Here is a 16,283-nt window from a genome sequence, read left to right on the forward strand (position 1 = left end):
CGAAAGACAAAAATGACAAAACTCGTTTCCAAATGGAATTACCCGACGACCGTCCGCTTCGGCGCCGGACGCATCAAGGAGCTGCCGGAGGTGCTGGCGGCGACCGGCATCAAGCGGCCGCTGTTCGTTACCGACCCGGGACTGGCCAAACTGCCGGTGGTGGCTTCGACGCTGAAAATACTGGACGATGCCAAGGTGCCGTATGGCGTGTTTTCCGAGGTCAAGCCGAACCCGGTCGATTCCAACCTGACCGCCGGCATCGCTGTGTTCAAGCAGGGCAAGCATGACGGCGTCATCGCCTTTGGCGGCGGCTCGGCGCTCGACCTCGGCAAGCTCATCGCCTTTCAGGCCGGCCAGACCCGGCCGGTCTGGGATTTCGAGGATGTCGGCGACTGGTGGACGCGCGCCGATGCCGATGCGATCGCGCCGATCATCGCGGTGCCGACCACCGCCGGCACCGGCTCGGAGGTCGGGCGCGCCGGCGTCATCACCAATGAGGCGACCCACACCAAAAAGGTCATCTTCCATCCCAAACTCTTGCCGGCGATCGTCATTGCCGATCCGGAGCTGTCGGTGGGCATGCCCGGTTTCATCACCGCCGGCACCGGCATGGATGCGCTTGCCCATTGCCTCGAAGCCTATTGTGCGCCGGGCTATCACCCGATGGCCGACGGCATCGCGGTGGAAGGCATCAGGCTGGTCTTCGAAAACCTGCCGAAAGCCTATGCCAACGGCAAGGATCTAGTCGCCCGCGCCAACATGATGAGCGCGGCCGCCATGGGGGCCGCCGCCTTCCAGAAAGGGCTTGGCGCGATTCATTCGCTGTCGCATCCGATCGGCGCGCTCTACGACACCCACCACGGCATGACCAACGCCGTGTTCATGCCTTATGTGCTGGCCTTCAACCGCGAGGCGATTGAGCCGCGCATAGCCCGGCTCGCCGCCTATTGCGGCATCAAGGGCGGCTTCGACGGTTTTGCGAAGGCGATCATCAAGCTGCGCAAGGAGCTCAAGGTGCCGCACGCGCTGCCCGGCCTGATCAAGGGGCTCGACATGGACAAGAAGCGCAAGGGCCTGATCGCCGACATGGCGATGGTCGACCCGACCGCCGGCGGCAACCCGGTCAAGCTGACCAAGAAGGCGGCGCTGACGCTGCTGGAAAATGCCATCGCCGGCGCCGTCTGAGACAACTTCCGCATTGGAAATCCACTTTGGAAAAGAGGCGAAGAAAGGGGGAAAGGATGAACGGCAAGGTCGAAACTAGTTAGCCGGAAAAATAGCCGCGTAGCGATTGCTACAGCCGGTTAAAAAGAGTTTACTTTTTCGTACTGCAGGGCATCGCTTTCACAAAGCTTTCATCTGGCTGTCACACGAAAACGATACCGCATCGCAGGCGTCCAACGGCGTCAGTTCAACGGAGAGAACACATGTTCAAATTCACGGGAAAACTGCTTTCCCTTACGGCCGTCGCCCTGATGGCGACCTCTGCCATCTCGTCGGCCCAGTCCATGGATGAACTGGTCGCCGCAGCCAAGGCTGAAGGCCAGCTCACCACCATCGCGCTGCCGCATGACTGGTGCGGCTACGGCGCGGTCATCGACGGCTTCAAGGCAAAATATCCGGGCATCACCGTCAACGAGCTCAATCCCGATGCCGGCTCCGGCGACGAGGTCGAAGCGATCAAGGCCAACAAGGACAACAAGGGCCCGCAGGCGCCTGACGTCATCGACGTCGGCCTGAGCTTCGGCCCGACCGCAAAGAAGGATGGCCTGATCCAGGCTTATAAAGTATCGACCTGGGACTCGATCCCGGACAGCGCCAAGGATGCCGAAGGCTTTTGGACCGGCGACTACTACGGCGTGCTTTCGTTTCTGGTGAACAAGGACCTGGTCAAGGAAGCGCCGGCCGACTGGGCCGACCTGCTGAAGCCGGAATTTGCCAATACCGTGGCGCTCGCCGGTGACCCGCGTGCTTCGAATCAGGCCATCCAGGCCGTCTATGCCGCCGGCCTTTCCAGCGGTGCGGCCGCCGGCGAAGCCGCCGGCACGGCTGGTCTCGACTTCTTCAAGAAGCTCAATGCCGCCGGCAATTTCGTGCCGGTCATTGGCAAGCCCGCGACGCTTGCCCAAGGCCAGACGCCAATCCTGGTGACCTGGGATTATAACGCGCTTGCCGGCCGCGACACGCTGAAGGGCAATCCGCCGGTCGACGTCGTCGTGCCGAAGACCGGTGTCGTCGCCGGCGTCTATGTTCAGGCGATCAGCGCCTACGCGCCGCATCCCAATGCTGCCAAGCTATGGCTGGAATATCTCTATTCCGACGAAGGCCAGATCGGCTGGCTGAAGGGCTATTGTCACCCGATCCGCTTCAACGACCTCGCCAAGAATGGCAAGCTCCCGGCTGACGTGATGGCCAAGCTGCCGCCGGCCGAGTCCTATGCAGCCGCGGTGTTCCCGACGCTCGACGAGCAGGGCAAGGCCAAGGAAGCCATCACCAAGAACTGGGATGCCGTCGTCGGCGCCAACGTCAAGTAAGACTTGAGATCAGCCGGGCGGCTTAGATCGCCGCCCGGCATACCTCCAGGACGGTAGCCGGCGCATGACCGATATCTCGTTGTCCGATCACGCTGTTGCCGGGAAGACCGCGCCTCCTGCCGACGCCCGCAGTATGAGGCTGCCGACACAATGGCTTGGCGTTGCGCCTTTCTTCATCTTCGCCATCATGTTCCTGATCCTGCCCACGCTCTATCTGATGCTGGGCGCATTCCGGAACGATGCCGGCGAATTCACTTTCGAAAACATAGCGGCCTTGGCGCAGCCGTCGATCGTTGCCGCCTACTGGATCTCAATCAAGGTCAGCCTCGCCTCGTCGCTGATCGGTGCTTTCGCGGGGCTTGCCATTGCCATCGCCATCGTGCGCGGCGGACTGCCGGAATGGATACGCTCGGCGACACTGACCTTCTCCGGCGTGGCCTCCAATTTTGCCGGCGTGCCGCTGGCCTTCGCCTTTCTCGCGACGCTCGGCCGGCTCGGGCTCGCCACGGTGCTGCTCAACGTCTTGGTCGGCTTCAACATTTATGCCCATGGTTTCAACATTCTGTCGTTCTGGGGCCTGACACTGACCTATGTCTATTTCCAGATCCCGCTGATGGTGGTGATCATCGTGCCAGCGATCGACGGGCTGAAGAAGGAATGGGGCGAAGCGGCAGCAACGCTTGGCGCGACCCAGGCGCAGTTCTGGCGTATGGTCGTCATTCCGGTGATCTGGCCAAGCTTCCTCGGCACCGTCATCCTCTTGTTCGCCAACGCCTTCGGTGCCATCGCCACCGCTTACGCTCTGACCGGCTCCTCGCTTAACATCGTCCCTATCCTGCTCTACGCGCAGATCCGCGGTGACGTGCTGCACAATGCCCATCTCGGCTATGCCATTGCCTTCGGTATGATCGTCATCACCGGGCTTGCCAATGTCTTCTACATCTGGTTCCGGACGCGCTCGGAAAGGTGGCTTAAATGAAGAGCGGACGTTTCTGGGCCTGGGTCGTCTTCGCGCTGGGCGCTGCCTACTTCTTCATTCCGCTTATCGCGACGGTGGAATTTTCCATGCGCATGCGGCGCGGCGCCTATTCCTTCGATGCGTACAAAGTCGTGTTTGGCGACCCCCGTTTCCAGGCGACCTTCGGCTATTCCGTACTCGCTGCTGTTTTCACCATCATTCTCGGCGTGCTGATCGTGGTGCCTACCGCTTATTGGATCCGCCTGCGGGTGCCGCAGCTCAGGCCCGTCGTCGAGTTCATCACGCTGCTGCCGCTGGTCATTCCCGCCATCGTCATCGTCTTCGGCTACATTAGAATGTACGGGTCGAACTCACCGCTGCCGTTCCTGGGCAGCGAGACAGGAGCCAATGCCTTGCTGGTCATCGGTTATGCGACACTAGCACTGCCCTACATGTATCGCGCCGTCGACACCGGACTTCGCACGATCGACGTGCGGACACTGACCGAGGCGGCGCAGATTCTCGGCGCCGGCTGGGGCACGATCATCACCCGGGTCATCCTGCCCAATGTGCTGATCGCGGTGCTGTCGGGCGCCTTCCTGACCTTCGCCATCGTGATAGGCGAATTCACCATGGCTAGCCTGCTCAACCGGCCTGCCTTCGGACCCTATCTGCAGAACGTCGGCGCTAACCGAGCCTACGAGCCGGCGGCGCTTGCCATCATCGCCTTCGCCATCACCTGGGGCTGCATGTCGCTGATCCAGATCCTGTCGCGTTTCGCGCCGCGATCGGCGAACCGTCCGAACTGACCCGAAGGAAAAAGCCATGACCGAGCCCTTCCTCTCAATCCAGCATGTGCGAAAATCCTTCGGCCCCATCACCGTGGTGCAGGATTTCAACCTCGACGTCGAGCCGGGCGAATTCGTCTCTTTCCTTGGGCCATCGGGCTGCGGCAAGACGACGGTGCTGCGCATGGTCGCTGGTTTCGAAGAGCCGTCCGCCGGCAAGATCGTCGTGGCCGGCAAGGACATCACCCGGCTGAAGCCCAATCAGCGCAATGTCGGCATGGTGTTCCAGGCCTATGCGCTGTTTCCGAACCTCACCGTGGCGCAGAATATCGGCTTCGGGCTGAAGGTCGCCGGCATGCCAAAGGCCGATGCCGACAGGCGCATTGCCGAAATGCTCGATATCATCAAGCTGCCGCAGATGGGCGACCGCTATCCCTACCAGCTTTCCGGCGGCCAGCAGCAGCGCATCGCGCTGGCGCGGGCGATTGCGCCGAAGCCGAAGCTGTTGCTGCTCGACGAGCCGCTGTCGGCGCTCGACGCGAAGGTGCGCGTGTCGCTGCGCGAGGAAATCCGTTCGATCCAGAAGAAGCTCGGCATCACCACCATCTTCGTCACCCACGACCAGGAAGAGGCGCTGTCGATCTCCGACCGCATTGCTGTCATGTATGGCGGCAAGGCCGAGCAAGTAGGCACGCCGTTCGAGATCTACAACCGACCGGCAACCAAATTCGTTGCCAATTTCGTCGGCACGCTGAACGTGCTTGAAGGCACGGTCACCGACGCGGCTTCGGGCAAGGTGCGCGTCAATTCGCAAGAGGTTTCGCTCAAGGGCAAGCTCAACGGCTCGAAATCCGGCGACACGCTGTCGTTGGCACTGCGTCCGGAAGCGATTTCGCTGGGGCGCCACCCCGGCCGCGACTCCAGCCTTTCGGGCGAAATCGCCGAAGTGCATTTCCTCGGCTCGGTCATCCGCGTGCGCGTCGGCATCGGCGGCGCCACGGTCTCGCTCGACACGTTCAACAGCCCGGCCACGCCGCCGCCGGCCGTCGGCGAAAAGGCCGAAATTTCGTTCTCGTCGGGCGACATGCTGGTGCTGCATTAGGGGAAGAGGGAATAGTGAATAGTGAGAATGCGCTTTACGCGCCAAATTCCTCTACACGCAGCCATTCACCATTCACGAGCAGCCAAAGCCGTTGCCGTTTTTGCAGTGCCAATCGCCCGGCTTCACCGCTACGATAAGGCATGGCGCTTTTTGAACTCACCCTTGTCCTGCTTCTCATCGCGGTCGTCCTGACCGCGCTGTCGCGGCGTCTGCAGATTCCCTATCCTTCATTGTTGGCGCTGGCCGGCGCTGGCATCGCCTTCCTGCCGTTTGCCCCGACCATCGAGATCGACCCGGAGCTGGCGCTCGCTCTGTTCATCGCGCCGGTTCTGCTCGACGCGGCCTACGACACGTCGCTGCGCGATCTCAACCGCTACAAGGTTTCGCTCATCCTGCTGGCGCTTGGCGCCGTCATCTTCACCACGGTGGCGGTCGCTCTGGTGGGCTGGACGATGGCAGGCCTGCCCGTCGCCGCCGCCATAGCGCTTGGCGCGATTGTGGCGCCGCCCGATGCGGTGGCAGCGGCGGCCGTGCTCGGGCAGTTCAAGGTACCGCACCGCATCACCGCCATCCTGGAAGGCGAGAGCCTTCTCAATGACGCGACGGCACTGCTGATCTACCGAATGTCGGTTTCCGCAGCCGCCGGCTCCATCCTGTTGAGCAGTGCCGTACCAATGATCCTGCTGTCGACGGTCGGCAGCCTTGCCGCAGGCTATGTGCTCGGCCGGTTGTCTCTCGCCATACTCGGCCGTATCGACGACCCGGCGAGCGGCACCGTGGTGCAATTCGCCTCAACCTTTGGCGTCTGGATCCTGGCCGACAGGATAGGGCTGTCCGCCATCATCACGATCGTCGTCTATGCCATGACGATCGCCCGTACATCGCCGCGCCGCATGCCGGCAAGGAATCGTGTCAGTTCCTACTCGGTCTGGGAGACGGCGGTGTTCGTGCTCAACGTCCTGGCCTTCGTCCTGATGGGCCTGCAAGCGCGATCGATTGTCGGTCGACTTGCCGAGCAAGGACAAAGCGAGGCGTTCGTCTTTGCCCTGGCGGTGCTGGCCATTGTCATCGTATCGCGGCTCGTCTGGGTGCTGGGCTGCGGCGCGATCCTCAGAGCGCTGGCACGTCTGGGCGACGAGGACAGGCGGAAGGACGCACCGACATTGCGCGGCGGCGTGCTCATCGGCTGGTGCGGCATGCGTGGCCTGGTGACGCTTGCGGCAGCCTTCGCCTTGCCGGCCGACTTTCCGGGCCGTGATCCGATCGTGCTCGCCGCCTTCACGGTCGTGCTCGGCACATTGGTGCTGCAAGGCGTCAGCCTGAAACCGTTGCTGCTTCTGCTCAATCTCGACCTCGACCGGACGGTCGACCGGGAGGTGGCGCAGGCGCGCGTCGCCATCATGCAGGCGGCGCTGGACGTGCTCAGCGGCAAGACATCGAGCGCGGCCGGGGCGGTGCGAGAGCAATATGCCGCCCAGCGCGCCATCGCCGAAAACCCGGAGGATGCCCAGGCGGCGACCGAGTATGACAGATTGCGTCTTTACGCCATCAAGAGCCAGCGTGATGCGCTGGAGCGTTTGCGCATCGACGGGACGATCGGCGACGAAGCCTACCACCGCCTTGAGGAAGAAATCGACTGGTCGGAACTGGCAGCATCCCCGCCCGGTCGGTTCCAGCCGCTGACCACTTAGCATCTGGCCCAAGCTCCCTCCGCCCGGCTGCACATTGCAAGGCTGTCAGCGAACGGCTACTGCCAGCAGGAAACTGAGCCGGATAAGCAATGAAGCTGGTCAGCTATAACATCCAGTACGGCTTCGGCAGCGATGGCCGCTACGACCTGGCGCGTTGTGCCAAGGTCGTGGCCGGCGCCGACATCGTCGCCTTGCAGGAGGTGGAACGGCACTGGTTGCGCAGCAACGAGGACGACCAGCCGGAACTTCTTTCGCAATTGCTGCCCGACTATCATTGGGTCTACGGGCCGGCCTTCGACATGGATGCCAGCCACCGGCGTGAAGGCCACATCGTCAACCGGCGGCGGCAATTCGGCACCATGGTTCTGTCGAAGCTTCCGATCGTCTGGTCGCGGCTGCATACGCTGCCGCTCAGGCGCACGCTGCGGCCGCTCAACACCCGCAATGCCGCACTCGAATGCATGATCCGCGCCCCTGCCGGTCCGGTGCGGGTGCTGTCGTTGCATCTGGCGCATATCGCGGCCGAGGAGCGGCTGGAGCAGATCGACTATTTGCTCGCCGAGCATCGCAGCGCGCCGTCCGAGGGCGGTCCATGGAGCGGCGCCGACGACGAGCCGGCGCGCAACTGGAGCAATGGCGAACAGGAGCCAGAAAACCCCGTAGCGGCGATCTGGTTGGGCGACTTCAACATGGAGCCGGATAGCGCCGAGTACCGGCGCATTGTCGGCAGCGCGCCCTATCATCGCGGTGCCGCCTATCTCGACGGTTTTGTCGATGCCGCCGCCGTCGCAATGGAACCGACAGCGGATTTCCACACCCATGTGAAGACTATCGATGGCAGGCTGGCAAAGCGCCGGCTCGACCATTGCTTCGTCGGCGGCATGTTTGCCGGGCGCGTGCGCTCGGTCAGCGCCGATATCGGCCAAATCGCTTCCGACCATTTTCCGCTCTGGGTCGATATCGACCTGGAGACGCCGATCGTCATCGGGACGGGCGGCGGATGAACCGCCGATGAGCCTGTTTGTCTTTTTCGCGGTGCTCGCCGCCGCATCCATGCATGCGATCTGGAACGCGCTGGTCAAGGTCCATCTCGACCGTTTCCTGTCGATCACACTGATGACGCTCGGCATGGGTGCCGCTGCGCTGGTGACGTTGCCTTTCGTCGAGGTGCCGAAGCCGGAAGTGTGGCCATACATCCTCGCCTCGGTTGTCTTCCACATGGGCTACAGGACGTTCCTGATCGGCGCCTACAAGGCCGGCGATTTCGCCCAGACCTATCCGCTGGCGCGCGGCACCGCGCCATTGCTGGCCGCTTTGGGGGGCGTTGTGGTGGTTGCCGAGATGCCGGCGCCGCTCGCCATTCTCGGCATCCTCTTGTTGTCGGCGGGCACGCTGGTGCTGTCGTTTCGCGGCGGCGCGCATCTGGAGAAATTGAACCTGCGCGCCGTCGGCTTCGCGCTGGGCACATCGATCTTCATCGCCAGCTACACGCTGTCGGACGGCAGCGGCGCGCGGCTGGCCGCCACCGCGTCGAGTTATGCCGCCTGGCTGTTCGTCTGCGATGCGCTGTGGGCGCTGGTGCTATGCGTCGTCTTTCGCGGACCACAGGCGCTGCCGGTGCTGGCGCGCGACTGGAAGCCCGGAATCTATACCGGCGTGCTCAGCGGCGGCGCCTACTGGATCGTGATGTGGGCGATGACCAAGGCGCCGATCGCCTCGGTGGCGTCGCTGCGCGAAACATCGATCCTGTTCGCCATGATGATCTCGGTGTTCGCGCTCGGCGAGAAGATGACGGCATGGCGAGGTGCCGCGGTGCTTAGCATCGTTGCCGGCGTCGTTGCGCTGAGAATGGGATAGTCACGCGATCTCCAGATCAAACACCATCAGCCCGTCGGTGCCGCCTTCGAGCGCCGCGACCAGTTTTGCGCCGGCTCGCTGATGCGCTTCATGCTCCAGATAGGCATCGCGTGCCGCAGCGTCGCGAAAGTCGATGGTGAAGCCGTGCGTGAATCCGCGGGCGAAGGGTTCCGGGCTGGTATTGGCGCTGAATTCGACCTTGCCCATGCCGTCGATCACCGCCCGCAACGCTTCGAGATCGGCATGGATTGCCGCGCGGTCGGCGTCGGCGACATCGTTGCGAAATCTGACGAAGACACAGTGCCTGATCATTCTTTGTCCCTCATGCCGCTTGGTTGGTGGAAAACACCGCCGGCGGCAGCGGCTCGCGGCCAAGGATCAGATCGGCGCCTTTTTCGCCAACCATGATCGTCGGGGCATTGGTGTTGGAGGAGGGGATGCGCGGCATCACCGAGGCGTCGCAGACGCGCAGGCCCTCGATACCGCGCAGCCTGAGATCTGGCGTTACCACGCTCATCGCATCGTGGCCCATGCGGCACGTGCCGACCGGGTGGTGGTCGGTCTTGGAACTGCGGCAGGCGTAGTCGAACAGCTCGTCGCCGCTCTGCAGGTCGGGTCCCGGCAATACCTCGCGCAGCACATAGGGCTGCAGCGCCTTCTGCCGCATGATCTCGCGCGCCAGCCTCAGCCCCTTGATCGACATATCGCGGTCATAGGGATCGGACCAATAGTTCGGATCGATCAACGGGCGGTCGGCCGGATCGGCGCTGTTCAGCCGCACCGTGCCGCGCGAGTGCGGACGCAGGAAGGCCGAGTTCAATGTCACGCCCGGATTGTTCAGCTTCTCGACGCCGGCCTCGATGCCGGAGCCGAGGCCGAGATGCAGCTGGATGTCGGGAGAGGCGGCGGTCGGATCGGCGTACCAGAAGCCGCCGGTCTCGAACAGGCTGGAAGCCACCGGGCCTTTCTTCAGGAGCAGATACTGCAGGCCGGCCCAAGCCGTCCAGTGCAGCTTGGCGTAGTTGTCGTAGGTGTGATCGCCGGTGCATTCGGCGATGACGAACAGGTCGAGATGATCCTGCAGGTTGGAGCCGACGCCGGGCAGATCGTGCACCGGTGTCACGCCGACCGCCTTCAGATGGTCGGCCGGGCCGATGCCCGACTGCATCAGAAGCTTCGGCGAGCCGATAGCGCCGGACGAGACGATCACCTCGCGCTCGGCGCGCAGGATCGTTGGCTGGCCGCCCGGCCTGTCGACGATCTCGACGCCGACGGCGCGGCCCTTGTCGACGACGATGCGTGTCACCAGAACGCCGGTCCTGACGGTGAGATTCTTTCGCTCGCGGATCGGCCGGAGGTAGGCGACAGAGGCGGAGGAGCGCTTCGCGTCCTTCTGCGTCAGCTGATAGTAACCGACGCCCTCCTGGGCTACCCCGTTGAAGTCGGGATTGAAGGGGATGCCCATCTCCTGTCCGGCACGGAAATAGGCCTCGCAGATCGGCAGCGGCGCGATCGGGTTCGACACGCCGAGCGGGCCCTGGTCGCCGTGAAAATCGTTGGCATAACGCTGATTGTTCTCGGCGCGTTTGAAATAGGGCAGCACGTCGCGATAGCCCCAGCCGGCAAGACCTTCTTCCTTCTCCCAGGCGTCGTAGTCGCGGGCGTTGCCGCGCGTGTAGATCTGCGCGTTGATCGACGAGCCGCCGCCGATCACCTTGGCCTGCGTGTATCGGAAGACACGGTCCTGCATGTGCTTTTGCGGCACCGTCGACCAGCCCCAGGCGGCGATGCCCTTGGTCATCTTGGCGAAACCGGCCGGCATGTGGATCAGCGGATGCCAGTCCTTGCCGCCGGCTTCGAGCAGCAGCACCTGATGCGACGGATCTTCGCTCAGCCGGTTGGCGAGTACGCAGCCGGCCGGGCCAGCGCCGACGATGATGTAGTCGGTCATGGCGTCACCTGTTCATAGCCTCGGCACCGACAGCGCGCCGTCGACATTGATGACCGAGCCGGTCGAAAAGCCGAACTTGCCACCGGCGAGTGCTGCCACGGCTGCACCGATATCTTCGCTCTTGCCCCAGCGCATCGCCGGCACCAGCCCGCCGTCGATCAGCCCGTCATATTTGGCGGTCACACCGGCGGTCATGTCGGTGCGGATGATGCCCGGGCGCACCTCGAACACGGCGATGTTTTCGGCGGCAAGCCGCAGTGCCAGGTTCTTCACCCACATCGAAAGCCCGGCCTTGGAGATGCAGTAATCAGCACGTTCCGGCGAGGCCATGGCGGCACTGACCGAGGTGATGGTGATGATCGATCTCGCACCATCGCTCGGCAGGCCGAGCATCGCTTTGGCGACGTGCTGGCTGAGGAACACCGTGCCGCGCAGATTGATGCCGAGCACCCGGTCGAAATTTTCCGGCTTGAGCTCGAGCAGATCGCCGCGCAGGACGGCGCCGATGCCGGCATTGTTGACCAGGCAGTCGATGCGGCCGAAGGCGCTTGTCGCGGCCTCGATCAGCGCTGCATGGCCGTCGAGGTCGGCGATGTCGCAACTGACATAGGCGAATTTCGCGCCGCGCCCGGTGATGTCGGCGGCGAGCCCGTCGGCGGCTTCGTCGGCAAGGTCTGAGACGAGGATGTCGAAGCCTGCATCGGCCAGCGCCTCGGCGCAAGCAAGGCCGATGCCGCGCGCGCCGCCGGTGACGATCGCTGCGGGGCGGCTCATGTTGCAAGCTCCGTCTTGCGGATATGATCGGCGACGCGCAGCGCCTGTGCGGCGATCGACAGCGCCGGATTGACGGCGGCCGAATTCGGCAGGAAGCCGGCATCGACGACGAACAAATTGCTGTGGTCGAAGGAGCGGCAGAACGGGTCGAGCGGCGAGGTCGCTGGATCGTTGCCCATCTTCACCGTGCCGCACTGATGCGAGGGCGTGCGCTTGTCAAACGGCCGCGACAGCACGATCGGATAGCCGCAGGCGCGGAAATTCTCGCGCATCACCTTGGTCAGTCCGTCGAGCGACTGCATGTTGGAGCGCCGCCACTGCATGACGATGTCCTTGCCGTCGACCATGATGCGGCTCTCGGGATCGGGCAGGTCCTCGCACATCAGATACCAGTCGACGGCGCGGCCAGCCATGAAATCGAGCGCGAATTTGGGCGCGCGCCTGACATTGGCCTTGAGGATGTTGCCGTCGATCTTGCCGAGGAGCTGGACATTGCCGAGCGGCTTGCCGCCCTTGCCGTCGGACAGATAATAATCGTTCAGCATCAGCGTCTTCTGGTAGACGGATTTGTTCCGGCGGCGTGGATCGATCGCCAGCATGGCGCTCGAATTGTGGTTCATGAAGTTGCGGCCGACCTGGTCGGAGCGGTTGGCCAGGCCTTTGCCACCGCCTCTGCCCTGAGGGGTGGGCGAGCGCAGCAGGATGGCGGCGGAATTGACTGCGCCGGCCGATAGGATGACCAGCTTCGGCGCGACTTTCTTCAGCGTACCGTTCTGTCGATAATGGACGGCGATGATCGTCCTCGCATCCGGCGATGCCTCGAGATATTCGACATGGGCGCCGGTCTCGAGCTTGATCTTCTGGTCGGTAAGGGCGGCGGCCAGCGGTCCCGTTTGGGCGTCGACCTTGCCGGTCCCGGTGTTGGGAAACGCGTCCCACGGCGTGCTGCCGTCTTTCAGCCAGGCTTCGATGTCGACGCCGAGCGGCAGCGATGCCGGGTGCAGGCCGAGGCTCCTGAGCTCGGCGCGGGCGCGCGCGATCGGCGGCTCGTCGGGTATCGGCCCGAAAGGGTAGGGCATCGAGTGGAATGGCTCGGTCGGGTCTTCGCCGAGTGCACCGCGCACGCGGAACAGCTGCTCGGCCCTGGAATACCAGGGTTCGAATTCCTCATAGGAAAACGGCCAGGCCGGCGAGATGCCGCCATAGTGCTCCATCTCCGAAAAGTCTTCCCTGCGGTAGCGGATCAGCACCGCGCCGTAGAATTTCGAATTGCCGCCGACATAGTAGTAATTGCCCGGGTTGAAAGGCGCTCCGCCGGCCTCGAGCCACAGCTCCTTCGGCCGATAATGGCCGTCGACGAAGATCGCGTGGGTGTCGCGTGTGTGCGGCGTTGCTGGCAGTGGTTCGCCGCGCTCCAGCATCAGGATCGAGGCGCCACCGCCGGCAAGGCCGGAGGCGATCGTGGCGCCGCCTATGCCGGAGCCGATGATGACGATGTCGGGATTTGTCATGGCCGTTAGACGATGCGTTTCTCGGTCGCCGGATCGAAGAACACCGCCTTAGTCAGGTTGAAGGCGAGCGGCGTAACCGTGCCGGGCTGGATTTTGGCATCGGCGCGCAGCCGCGCCACCACGGCCTTGCCGCCGAGATTGGTGACCGCGAACGTATCCGAGCCGGCCGGCTCGATGACCTCGATGTGACAGTCGGCGCGGGCGATGTTCGCGGCGTTGCGTTCGGCACCCTCGGGATCGGTCAGTGCTTCCGGGCGGACGCCGAAGATGATCGGTTTTCCCTGGAATGCCGACAGGCCGGCCGGCGCATTGCCCAGCGGCAGCGAGATCGGCTGGCGCGCCTCGCGCTCCATGACGACGGAGAAGCCGCTGCCGTTGCTGCCGATCGTCGCCGGGATCAGGTTCATCGCCGGCGAGCCCATGAAGTCGGCAACAAACAGGTTGACCGGATTGTTATAGATTTCGGCTGGCGTGCCGAACTGCTGCACCTCGCCGTCGCGCATCACCGCGATCTTGGTGGCCAGCGTCATCGCCTCGATCTGGTCGTGGGTGACGTAGACGATGGTGGTGCCGGTGGTGGCGTGCAGGCGCTTGATCTCGATGCGCATGTCGACACGCAGCTTGGCATCGAGATTGGACAAAGGCTCGTCGAACAGGAACAGCTTTGGATCGCGCACCAGCGCCCGGCCCATGGCGACGCGCTGGCGCTGGCCGCCGGAGAGCTGGCTTGGCTTGCGCTTCAGCAAATGGCCGATCTGCAGGACCTTCGCCACCTTGTCGATCGCCTTCTGGCGCTCGCCGGCCGGCACGCCGCGCATCTCCATGCCGAAGGCAATATTCCCGGCCACCGTCATGTTCGGATAGAGCGCGTAGCTCTGGAACACCATGGCGATGTCGCGCTTGGAGGGGTGAAGATCGTTGATCGTGCGTCCGTCGACGCGGATTTCCCCTTCGGTGATGGTTTCCAGGCCGGCAATGGTGTTGAGCAGCGTGGACTTGCCGCAACCGGAAGGCCCGACCAGCACGAGGAAGCCGCCCTTTTCCAGGTCGAGGTCGATGCCTTTCAGGATCTCGACCGCTCCGAAACGCTTCTTCAGCCCGTCAATTTCCAGAAAAGCCATGCGATTATCCTTTGACGGCGCCGGCCATAAGGCCGCGCACGAAATAGCGGCCGGCGAGCACATAGACGAGGAGCGTCGGCAGCGCGGCGATCATCGCAGCCGCCATATTGACGTTGTATTCGACGACGCCGGTCGAGGTGTTGACGACGTTGTTCAGCGCCACCGTCATCGGCATCACGTCGCCTGAGCCGGCATATGCGGAGGCGAAGAGGAAGTCGTTCCAGATGTTGGTGAACTGGTAGATCACCGTCACCACGATGATCGGCAGCGAGTTGGGCAGCATGATGCGCCGGAAGATCTGGAAGAAGCTGGCGCCGTCGATCTGCGCCGCCTTCACCAGCTCGTTCGGAAACGCTTCGTAATAATTGCGGAAGAACAGGGTGGTGAAGCCGATGCCGTAGACGACGTGAACGAACACCAGGTTCACGGTTGGATTGCCGAAGCCGAAGGTGAAGCCGGTCGCGTTCTGCAGCTTGACACCGAACCGGCCGAGGCTGCCGAGGATCGTTGCCATCGGCAAGAGCACGGACTGGAACGGGATGAAGCAGGCAAACAGCATCAGCCCGAACACCAGCGTCGCCCCGCGAAAGCGCCACTTCGTCAGCACATAGCCGTTGAGCGCGCCGAGCAGGGTCGAGATAATGACCGCCGGAACCACCATCTTGATCGAGTTCCAGAAATAACCCTTCATGCCGACGCAGGTGAGACCCGAGCAGACTTCGCTCCATGCCCTTATCCAAGGGGCGAAGGTCGGCGCCTGCGGCAGCGCCAGCATGTTGCCGTTCTGGATCTCGTCCATGGTCTTGAACGAGGTCACCAGCATGACGAACAGCGGCATCAGATAGAACAGCGCAAACAGCGCCAGCAGCCCGTAGATGACGATACGGTTGACCGTCCTGGCGCTGATACCGCCTGTGCTCTGGCGAGCAGGAGTGGCTATGGCGCTCATCGCGGCTTCTCCCGAAGCTCGGAATAGAGATAGGGAACGATGATCGCGGTGATAGTCATCAGCATGTTCACGGCGCTGGCCGAGCCGACGGCCATTTCGTTGCGCTTGAAGGTGTACTCATACATGAAGTTCGACGGCAGCCAGGCCGAGCCGCCCGGCCCGCCGCTGGTCAGCGCGACGACCAGATCGTAGGACTTGATGGCGAGATGCGCGAGGACGATCAAGGCGGACAGGAAGATCGGCCGCAGCAGCGGGATGACGATGCGACGGTAGAGCTGGAAGGTGGTGGCACCGTCGATCTGCGCCGCCTTCAGGATCTCGCCGTCGATGCCGCGCAGGCCGGCCAGGAACATCGCCATGATGAAGCCTGACGCCTGCCAGACACCGGCGATGACCACAGTGTAGATGACGAAGTCCTTGTTCTTGATCCAGTCGAAATGGAAGCTCGTCCAGCCCCATTGGTGCAGCGTCTGCTCGAGGCCGAGGCCGGGGTCGAGAAACCATTTCCAGGCAACGCCGGTGACGATGAAGGACAGTGCCATCGGGTAGAGATAGATCGGCCGCAACAGGCCTTCGCCGCGGATCTTCTGGTCAAGCAGGATCGCCAGGAACAGGCCGAGCGCCAGGCAGATGGAAATATAGAGGAAGCCGAAAACCCCCATATTGGTGATCGAGGTGTACCAGGAGGACGGCGGATCGCTTTCGAAAGTCCAGCGCCACAGCCGCTGATAGGCGCGTGGCCCGGTGATCGCATAGGAGGGAAAGGTCTTGGAATTGGTGAAGGACAGATAGATCGTCCACAGGATGAAGCCGTAGACGAAGACGATGGTGGCGGCGAAGCTCGGCGCCAGCACGAGCTTCGGCAGCGCATCCTGCAGGCGCGAGCGCACCGAAGCGCCCGGACGGGCACCGTGCTCCGGCGTCAGCGTGATACTGGTTTCAGCAACTATGCTCATCGATCCATTCCGTATCGCGGGTCCGGAATTCTGTCGTCGCGGCCTCTGCGGCACGAAGCGTGCCGGTCAGCGCAACCGCAAAACCCCTCCG

General features: G+C 63.3%; 15 protein-coding genes. 8 read left to right on the forward strand and 7 right to left on the reverse strand.

The features are described from left to right. The first annotated feature begins 12 nt into the window (after nucleotides 1-12). From NKJ17_RS09055 to NKJ17_RS09090, 8 genes are all read left to right on the forward strand, one after another. Nucleotides 13-1,185, forward strand: coding sequence for an iron-containing alcohol dehydrogenase (locus tag NKJ17_RS09055; RefSeq protein WP_352688003.1), 1,173 nt, complete (start codon nucleotides 13-15; stop codon nucleotides 1,183-1,185). Nucleotides 1,186-1,427: 242 nt separating this feature from the next. Next, nucleotides 1,428-2,534, forward strand: a complete 1,107-nt coding sequence (locus NKJ17_RS09060) for an ABC transporter substrate-binding protein (RefSeq protein ID WP_352647657.1) — start codon at nucleotides 1,428-1,430, stop codon at nucleotides 2,532-2,534. Between the two features lie 64 nt (nucleotides 2,535-2,598). Further along, nucleotides 2,599-3,513 carry an ABC transporter permease gene (locus tag NKJ17_RS09065; RefSeq protein WP_023675356.1) on the forward strand — a complete coding sequence of 305 codons (915 nt, stop codon included), beginning with the start codon at nucleotides 2,599-2,601 and terminating at the stop codon, nucleotides 3,511-3,513. Further along, a complete protein-coding gene (locus NKJ17_RS09070; RefSeq protein WP_352688004.1) occupies nucleotides 3,510-4,301 on the forward strand; it encodes an ABC transporter permease in 792 nt (263 codons plus the stop codon). The genes NKJ17_RS09065 and NKJ17_RS09070 overlap by 4 nt, the downstream gene beginning before the upstream one ends. A gap of 16 nt (nucleotides 4,302-4,317) precedes the next feature. After that, nucleotides 4,318-5,382, forward strand: a complete 1,065-nt coding sequence (locus NKJ17_RS09075) for an ABC transporter ATP-binding protein (RefSeq protein ID WP_254816897.1) — start codon at nucleotides 4,318-4,320, stop codon at nucleotides 5,380-5,382. 140 nt (nucleotides 5,383-5,522) lie between these two features. After that, a complete protein-coding gene (locus NKJ17_RS09080; RefSeq protein WP_352506365.1) occupies nucleotides 5,523-7,073 on the forward strand; it encodes a cation:proton antiporter in 1,551 nt (516 codons plus the stop codon). Between the two features lie 89 nt (nucleotides 7,074-7,162). Continuing rightward, on the forward strand, nucleotides 7,163-8,077 hold the full coding sequence (locus NKJ17_RS09085; protein ID WP_352506364.1) for an endonuclease/exonuclease/phosphatase family protein: 915 nt from the start codon (nucleotides 7,163-7,165) through the stop codon (nucleotides 8,075-8,077). 7 nt (nucleotides 8,078-8,084) lie between these two features. Further along, on the forward strand, nucleotides 8,085-8,930 hold the full coding sequence (locus NKJ17_RS09090) for an EamA family transporter (protein ID WP_352506363.1): 846 nt from the start codon (nucleotides 8,085-8,087) through the stop codon (nucleotides 8,928-8,930). Here the strand turns inward: NKJ17_RS09090 and NKJ17_RS09095 are convergent, their stop codons facing one another. Genes NKJ17_RS09095 through NKJ17_RS09125 form a run of 7 tightly spaced genes read right to left on the reverse strand, consistent with a single transcriptional unit; the run spans nucleotide 8,931 to nucleotide 16,192 of the window. After that, nucleotides 8,931-9,242 carry a Dabb family protein gene (locus NKJ17_RS09095; RefSeq protein WP_352506362.1) on the reverse strand — a complete coding sequence of 104 codons (312 nt, stop codon included), beginning with the start codon at nucleotides 9,240-9,242 and terminating at the stop codon, nucleotides 8,931-8,933. Nucleotides 9,243-9,252: 10 nt separating this feature from the next. Further along, nucleotides 9,253-10,881 (reverse strand): GMC family oxidoreductase, encoded by a 1,629-nt coding sequence (locus NKJ17_RS09100; RefSeq protein ID WP_352506361.1) that lies wholly within the window; start codon nucleotides 10,879-10,881, stop codon nucleotides 9,253-9,255. A 12-nt stretch (nucleotides 10,882-10,893) separates the two neighbouring features. After that, the gene (locus NKJ17_RS09105; RefSeq protein WP_352506360.1) at nucleotides 10,894-11,655 is read right to left on the reverse strand and encodes a 3-ketoacyl-ACP reductase; all 762 of its coding nucleotides are present in this window, start codon (nucleotides 11,653-11,655) and stop codon (nucleotides 10,894-10,896) included. After that, nucleotides 11,652-13,166 (reverse strand): GMC oxidoreductase, encoded by a 1,515-nt coding sequence (locus tag NKJ17_RS09110; RefSeq protein ID WP_352506359.1) that lies wholly within the window; start codon nucleotides 13,164-13,166, stop codon nucleotides 11,652-11,654. The genes NKJ17_RS09105 and NKJ17_RS09110 overlap by 4 nt, the downstream gene beginning before the upstream one ends. A 5-nt stretch (nucleotides 13,167-13,171) precedes the next feature. Continuing rightward, a complete protein-coding gene (locus NKJ17_RS09115; RefSeq protein ID WP_352506358.1) occupies nucleotides 13,172-14,287 on the reverse strand; it encodes an ABC transporter ATP-binding protein in 1,116 nt (371 codons plus the stop codon). Nucleotides 14,288-14,291: 4 nt separating this feature from the next. Beyond that, nucleotides 14,292-15,236, reverse strand: a complete 945-nt coding sequence (locus NKJ17_RS09120) for a carbohydrate ABC transporter permease (protein WP_254816905.1) — start codon at nucleotides 15,234-15,236, stop codon at nucleotides 14,292-14,294. Continuing rightward, entirely contained in the window at nucleotides 15,233-16,192 is a 960-nt protein-coding gene (locus tag NKJ17_RS09125) for a carbohydrate ABC transporter permease (RefSeq protein ID WP_352688007.1), read from the reverse strand. The genes NKJ17_RS09120 and NKJ17_RS09125 overlap by 4 nt, the downstream gene beginning before the upstream one ends. Nucleotides 16,193-16,283 lie beyond the last annotated feature (91 nt).

The organism is Mesorhizobium sp. M0208, assembly GCF_040322015.1.
Classification (GTDB): domain Bacteria; phylum Pseudomonadota; class Alphaproteobacteria; order Rhizobiales; family Rhizobiaceae; genus Mesorhizobium.

Coding starts and splice junctions, on each gene's coding strand:
- NKJ17_RS09055 (WP_352688003.1), top strand. CDS start 13: ATGACAAAACTCGTTTCCAAATGGAATTACCCGACGACCGTCCGCTTC.
- NKJ17_RS09060 (WP_352647657.1), top strand. CDS start 1,428: ATGTTCAAATTCACGGGAAAACTGCTTTCCCTTACGGCCGTCGCCCTG.
- NKJ17_RS09065 (WP_023675356.1), top strand. CDS start 2,599: ATGACCGATATCTCGTTGTCCGATCACGCTGTTGCCGGGAAGACCGCG.
- NKJ17_RS09070 (WP_352688004.1), top strand. CDS start 3,510: ATGAAGAGCGGACGTTTCTGGGCCTGGGTCGTCTTCGCGCTGGGCGCT.
- NKJ17_RS09075 (WP_254816897.1), top strand. CDS start 4,318: ATGACCGAGCCCTTCCTCTCAATCCAGCATGTGCGAAAATCCTTCGGC.
- NKJ17_RS09080 (WP_352506365.1), top strand. CDS start 5,523: ATGGCGCTTTTTGAACTCACCCTTGTCCTGCTTCTCATCGCGGTCGTC.
- NKJ17_RS09085 (WP_352506364.1), top strand. CDS start 7,163: ATGAAGCTGGTCAGCTATAACATCCAGTACGGCTTCGGCAGCGATGGC.
- NKJ17_RS09090 (WP_352506363.1), top strand. CDS start 8,085: ATGAGCCTGTTTGTCTTTTTCGCGGTGCTCGCCGCCGCATCCATGCAT.
- NKJ17_RS09095 (WP_352506362.1), bottom strand. CDS start 9,242: ATGATCAGGCACTGTGTCTTCGTCAGATTTCGCAACGATGTCGCCGAC.
- NKJ17_RS09100 (WP_352506361.1), bottom strand. CDS start 10,881: ATGACCGACTACATCATCGTCGGCGCTGGCCCGGCCGGCTGCGTACTC.
- NKJ17_RS09105 (WP_352506360.1), bottom strand. CDS start 11,655: ATGAGCCGCCCCGCAGCGATCGTCACCGGCGGCGCGCGCGGCATCGGC.
- NKJ17_RS09110 (WP_352506359.1), bottom strand. CDS start 13,166: ATGACAAATCCCGACATCGTCATCATCGGCTCCGGCATAGGCGGCGCC.
- NKJ17_RS09115 (WP_352506358.1), bottom strand. CDS start 14,287: ATGGCTTTTCTGGAAATTGACGGGCTGAAGAAGCGTTTCGGAGCGGTC.
- NKJ17_RS09120 (WP_254816905.1), bottom strand. CDS start 15,236: ATGAGCGCCATAGCCACTCCTGCTCGCCAGAGCACAGGCGGTATCAGC.
- NKJ17_RS09125 (WP_352688007.1), bottom strand. CDS start 16,192: ATGAGCATAGTTGCTGAAACCAGTATCACGCTGACGCCGGAGCACGGT.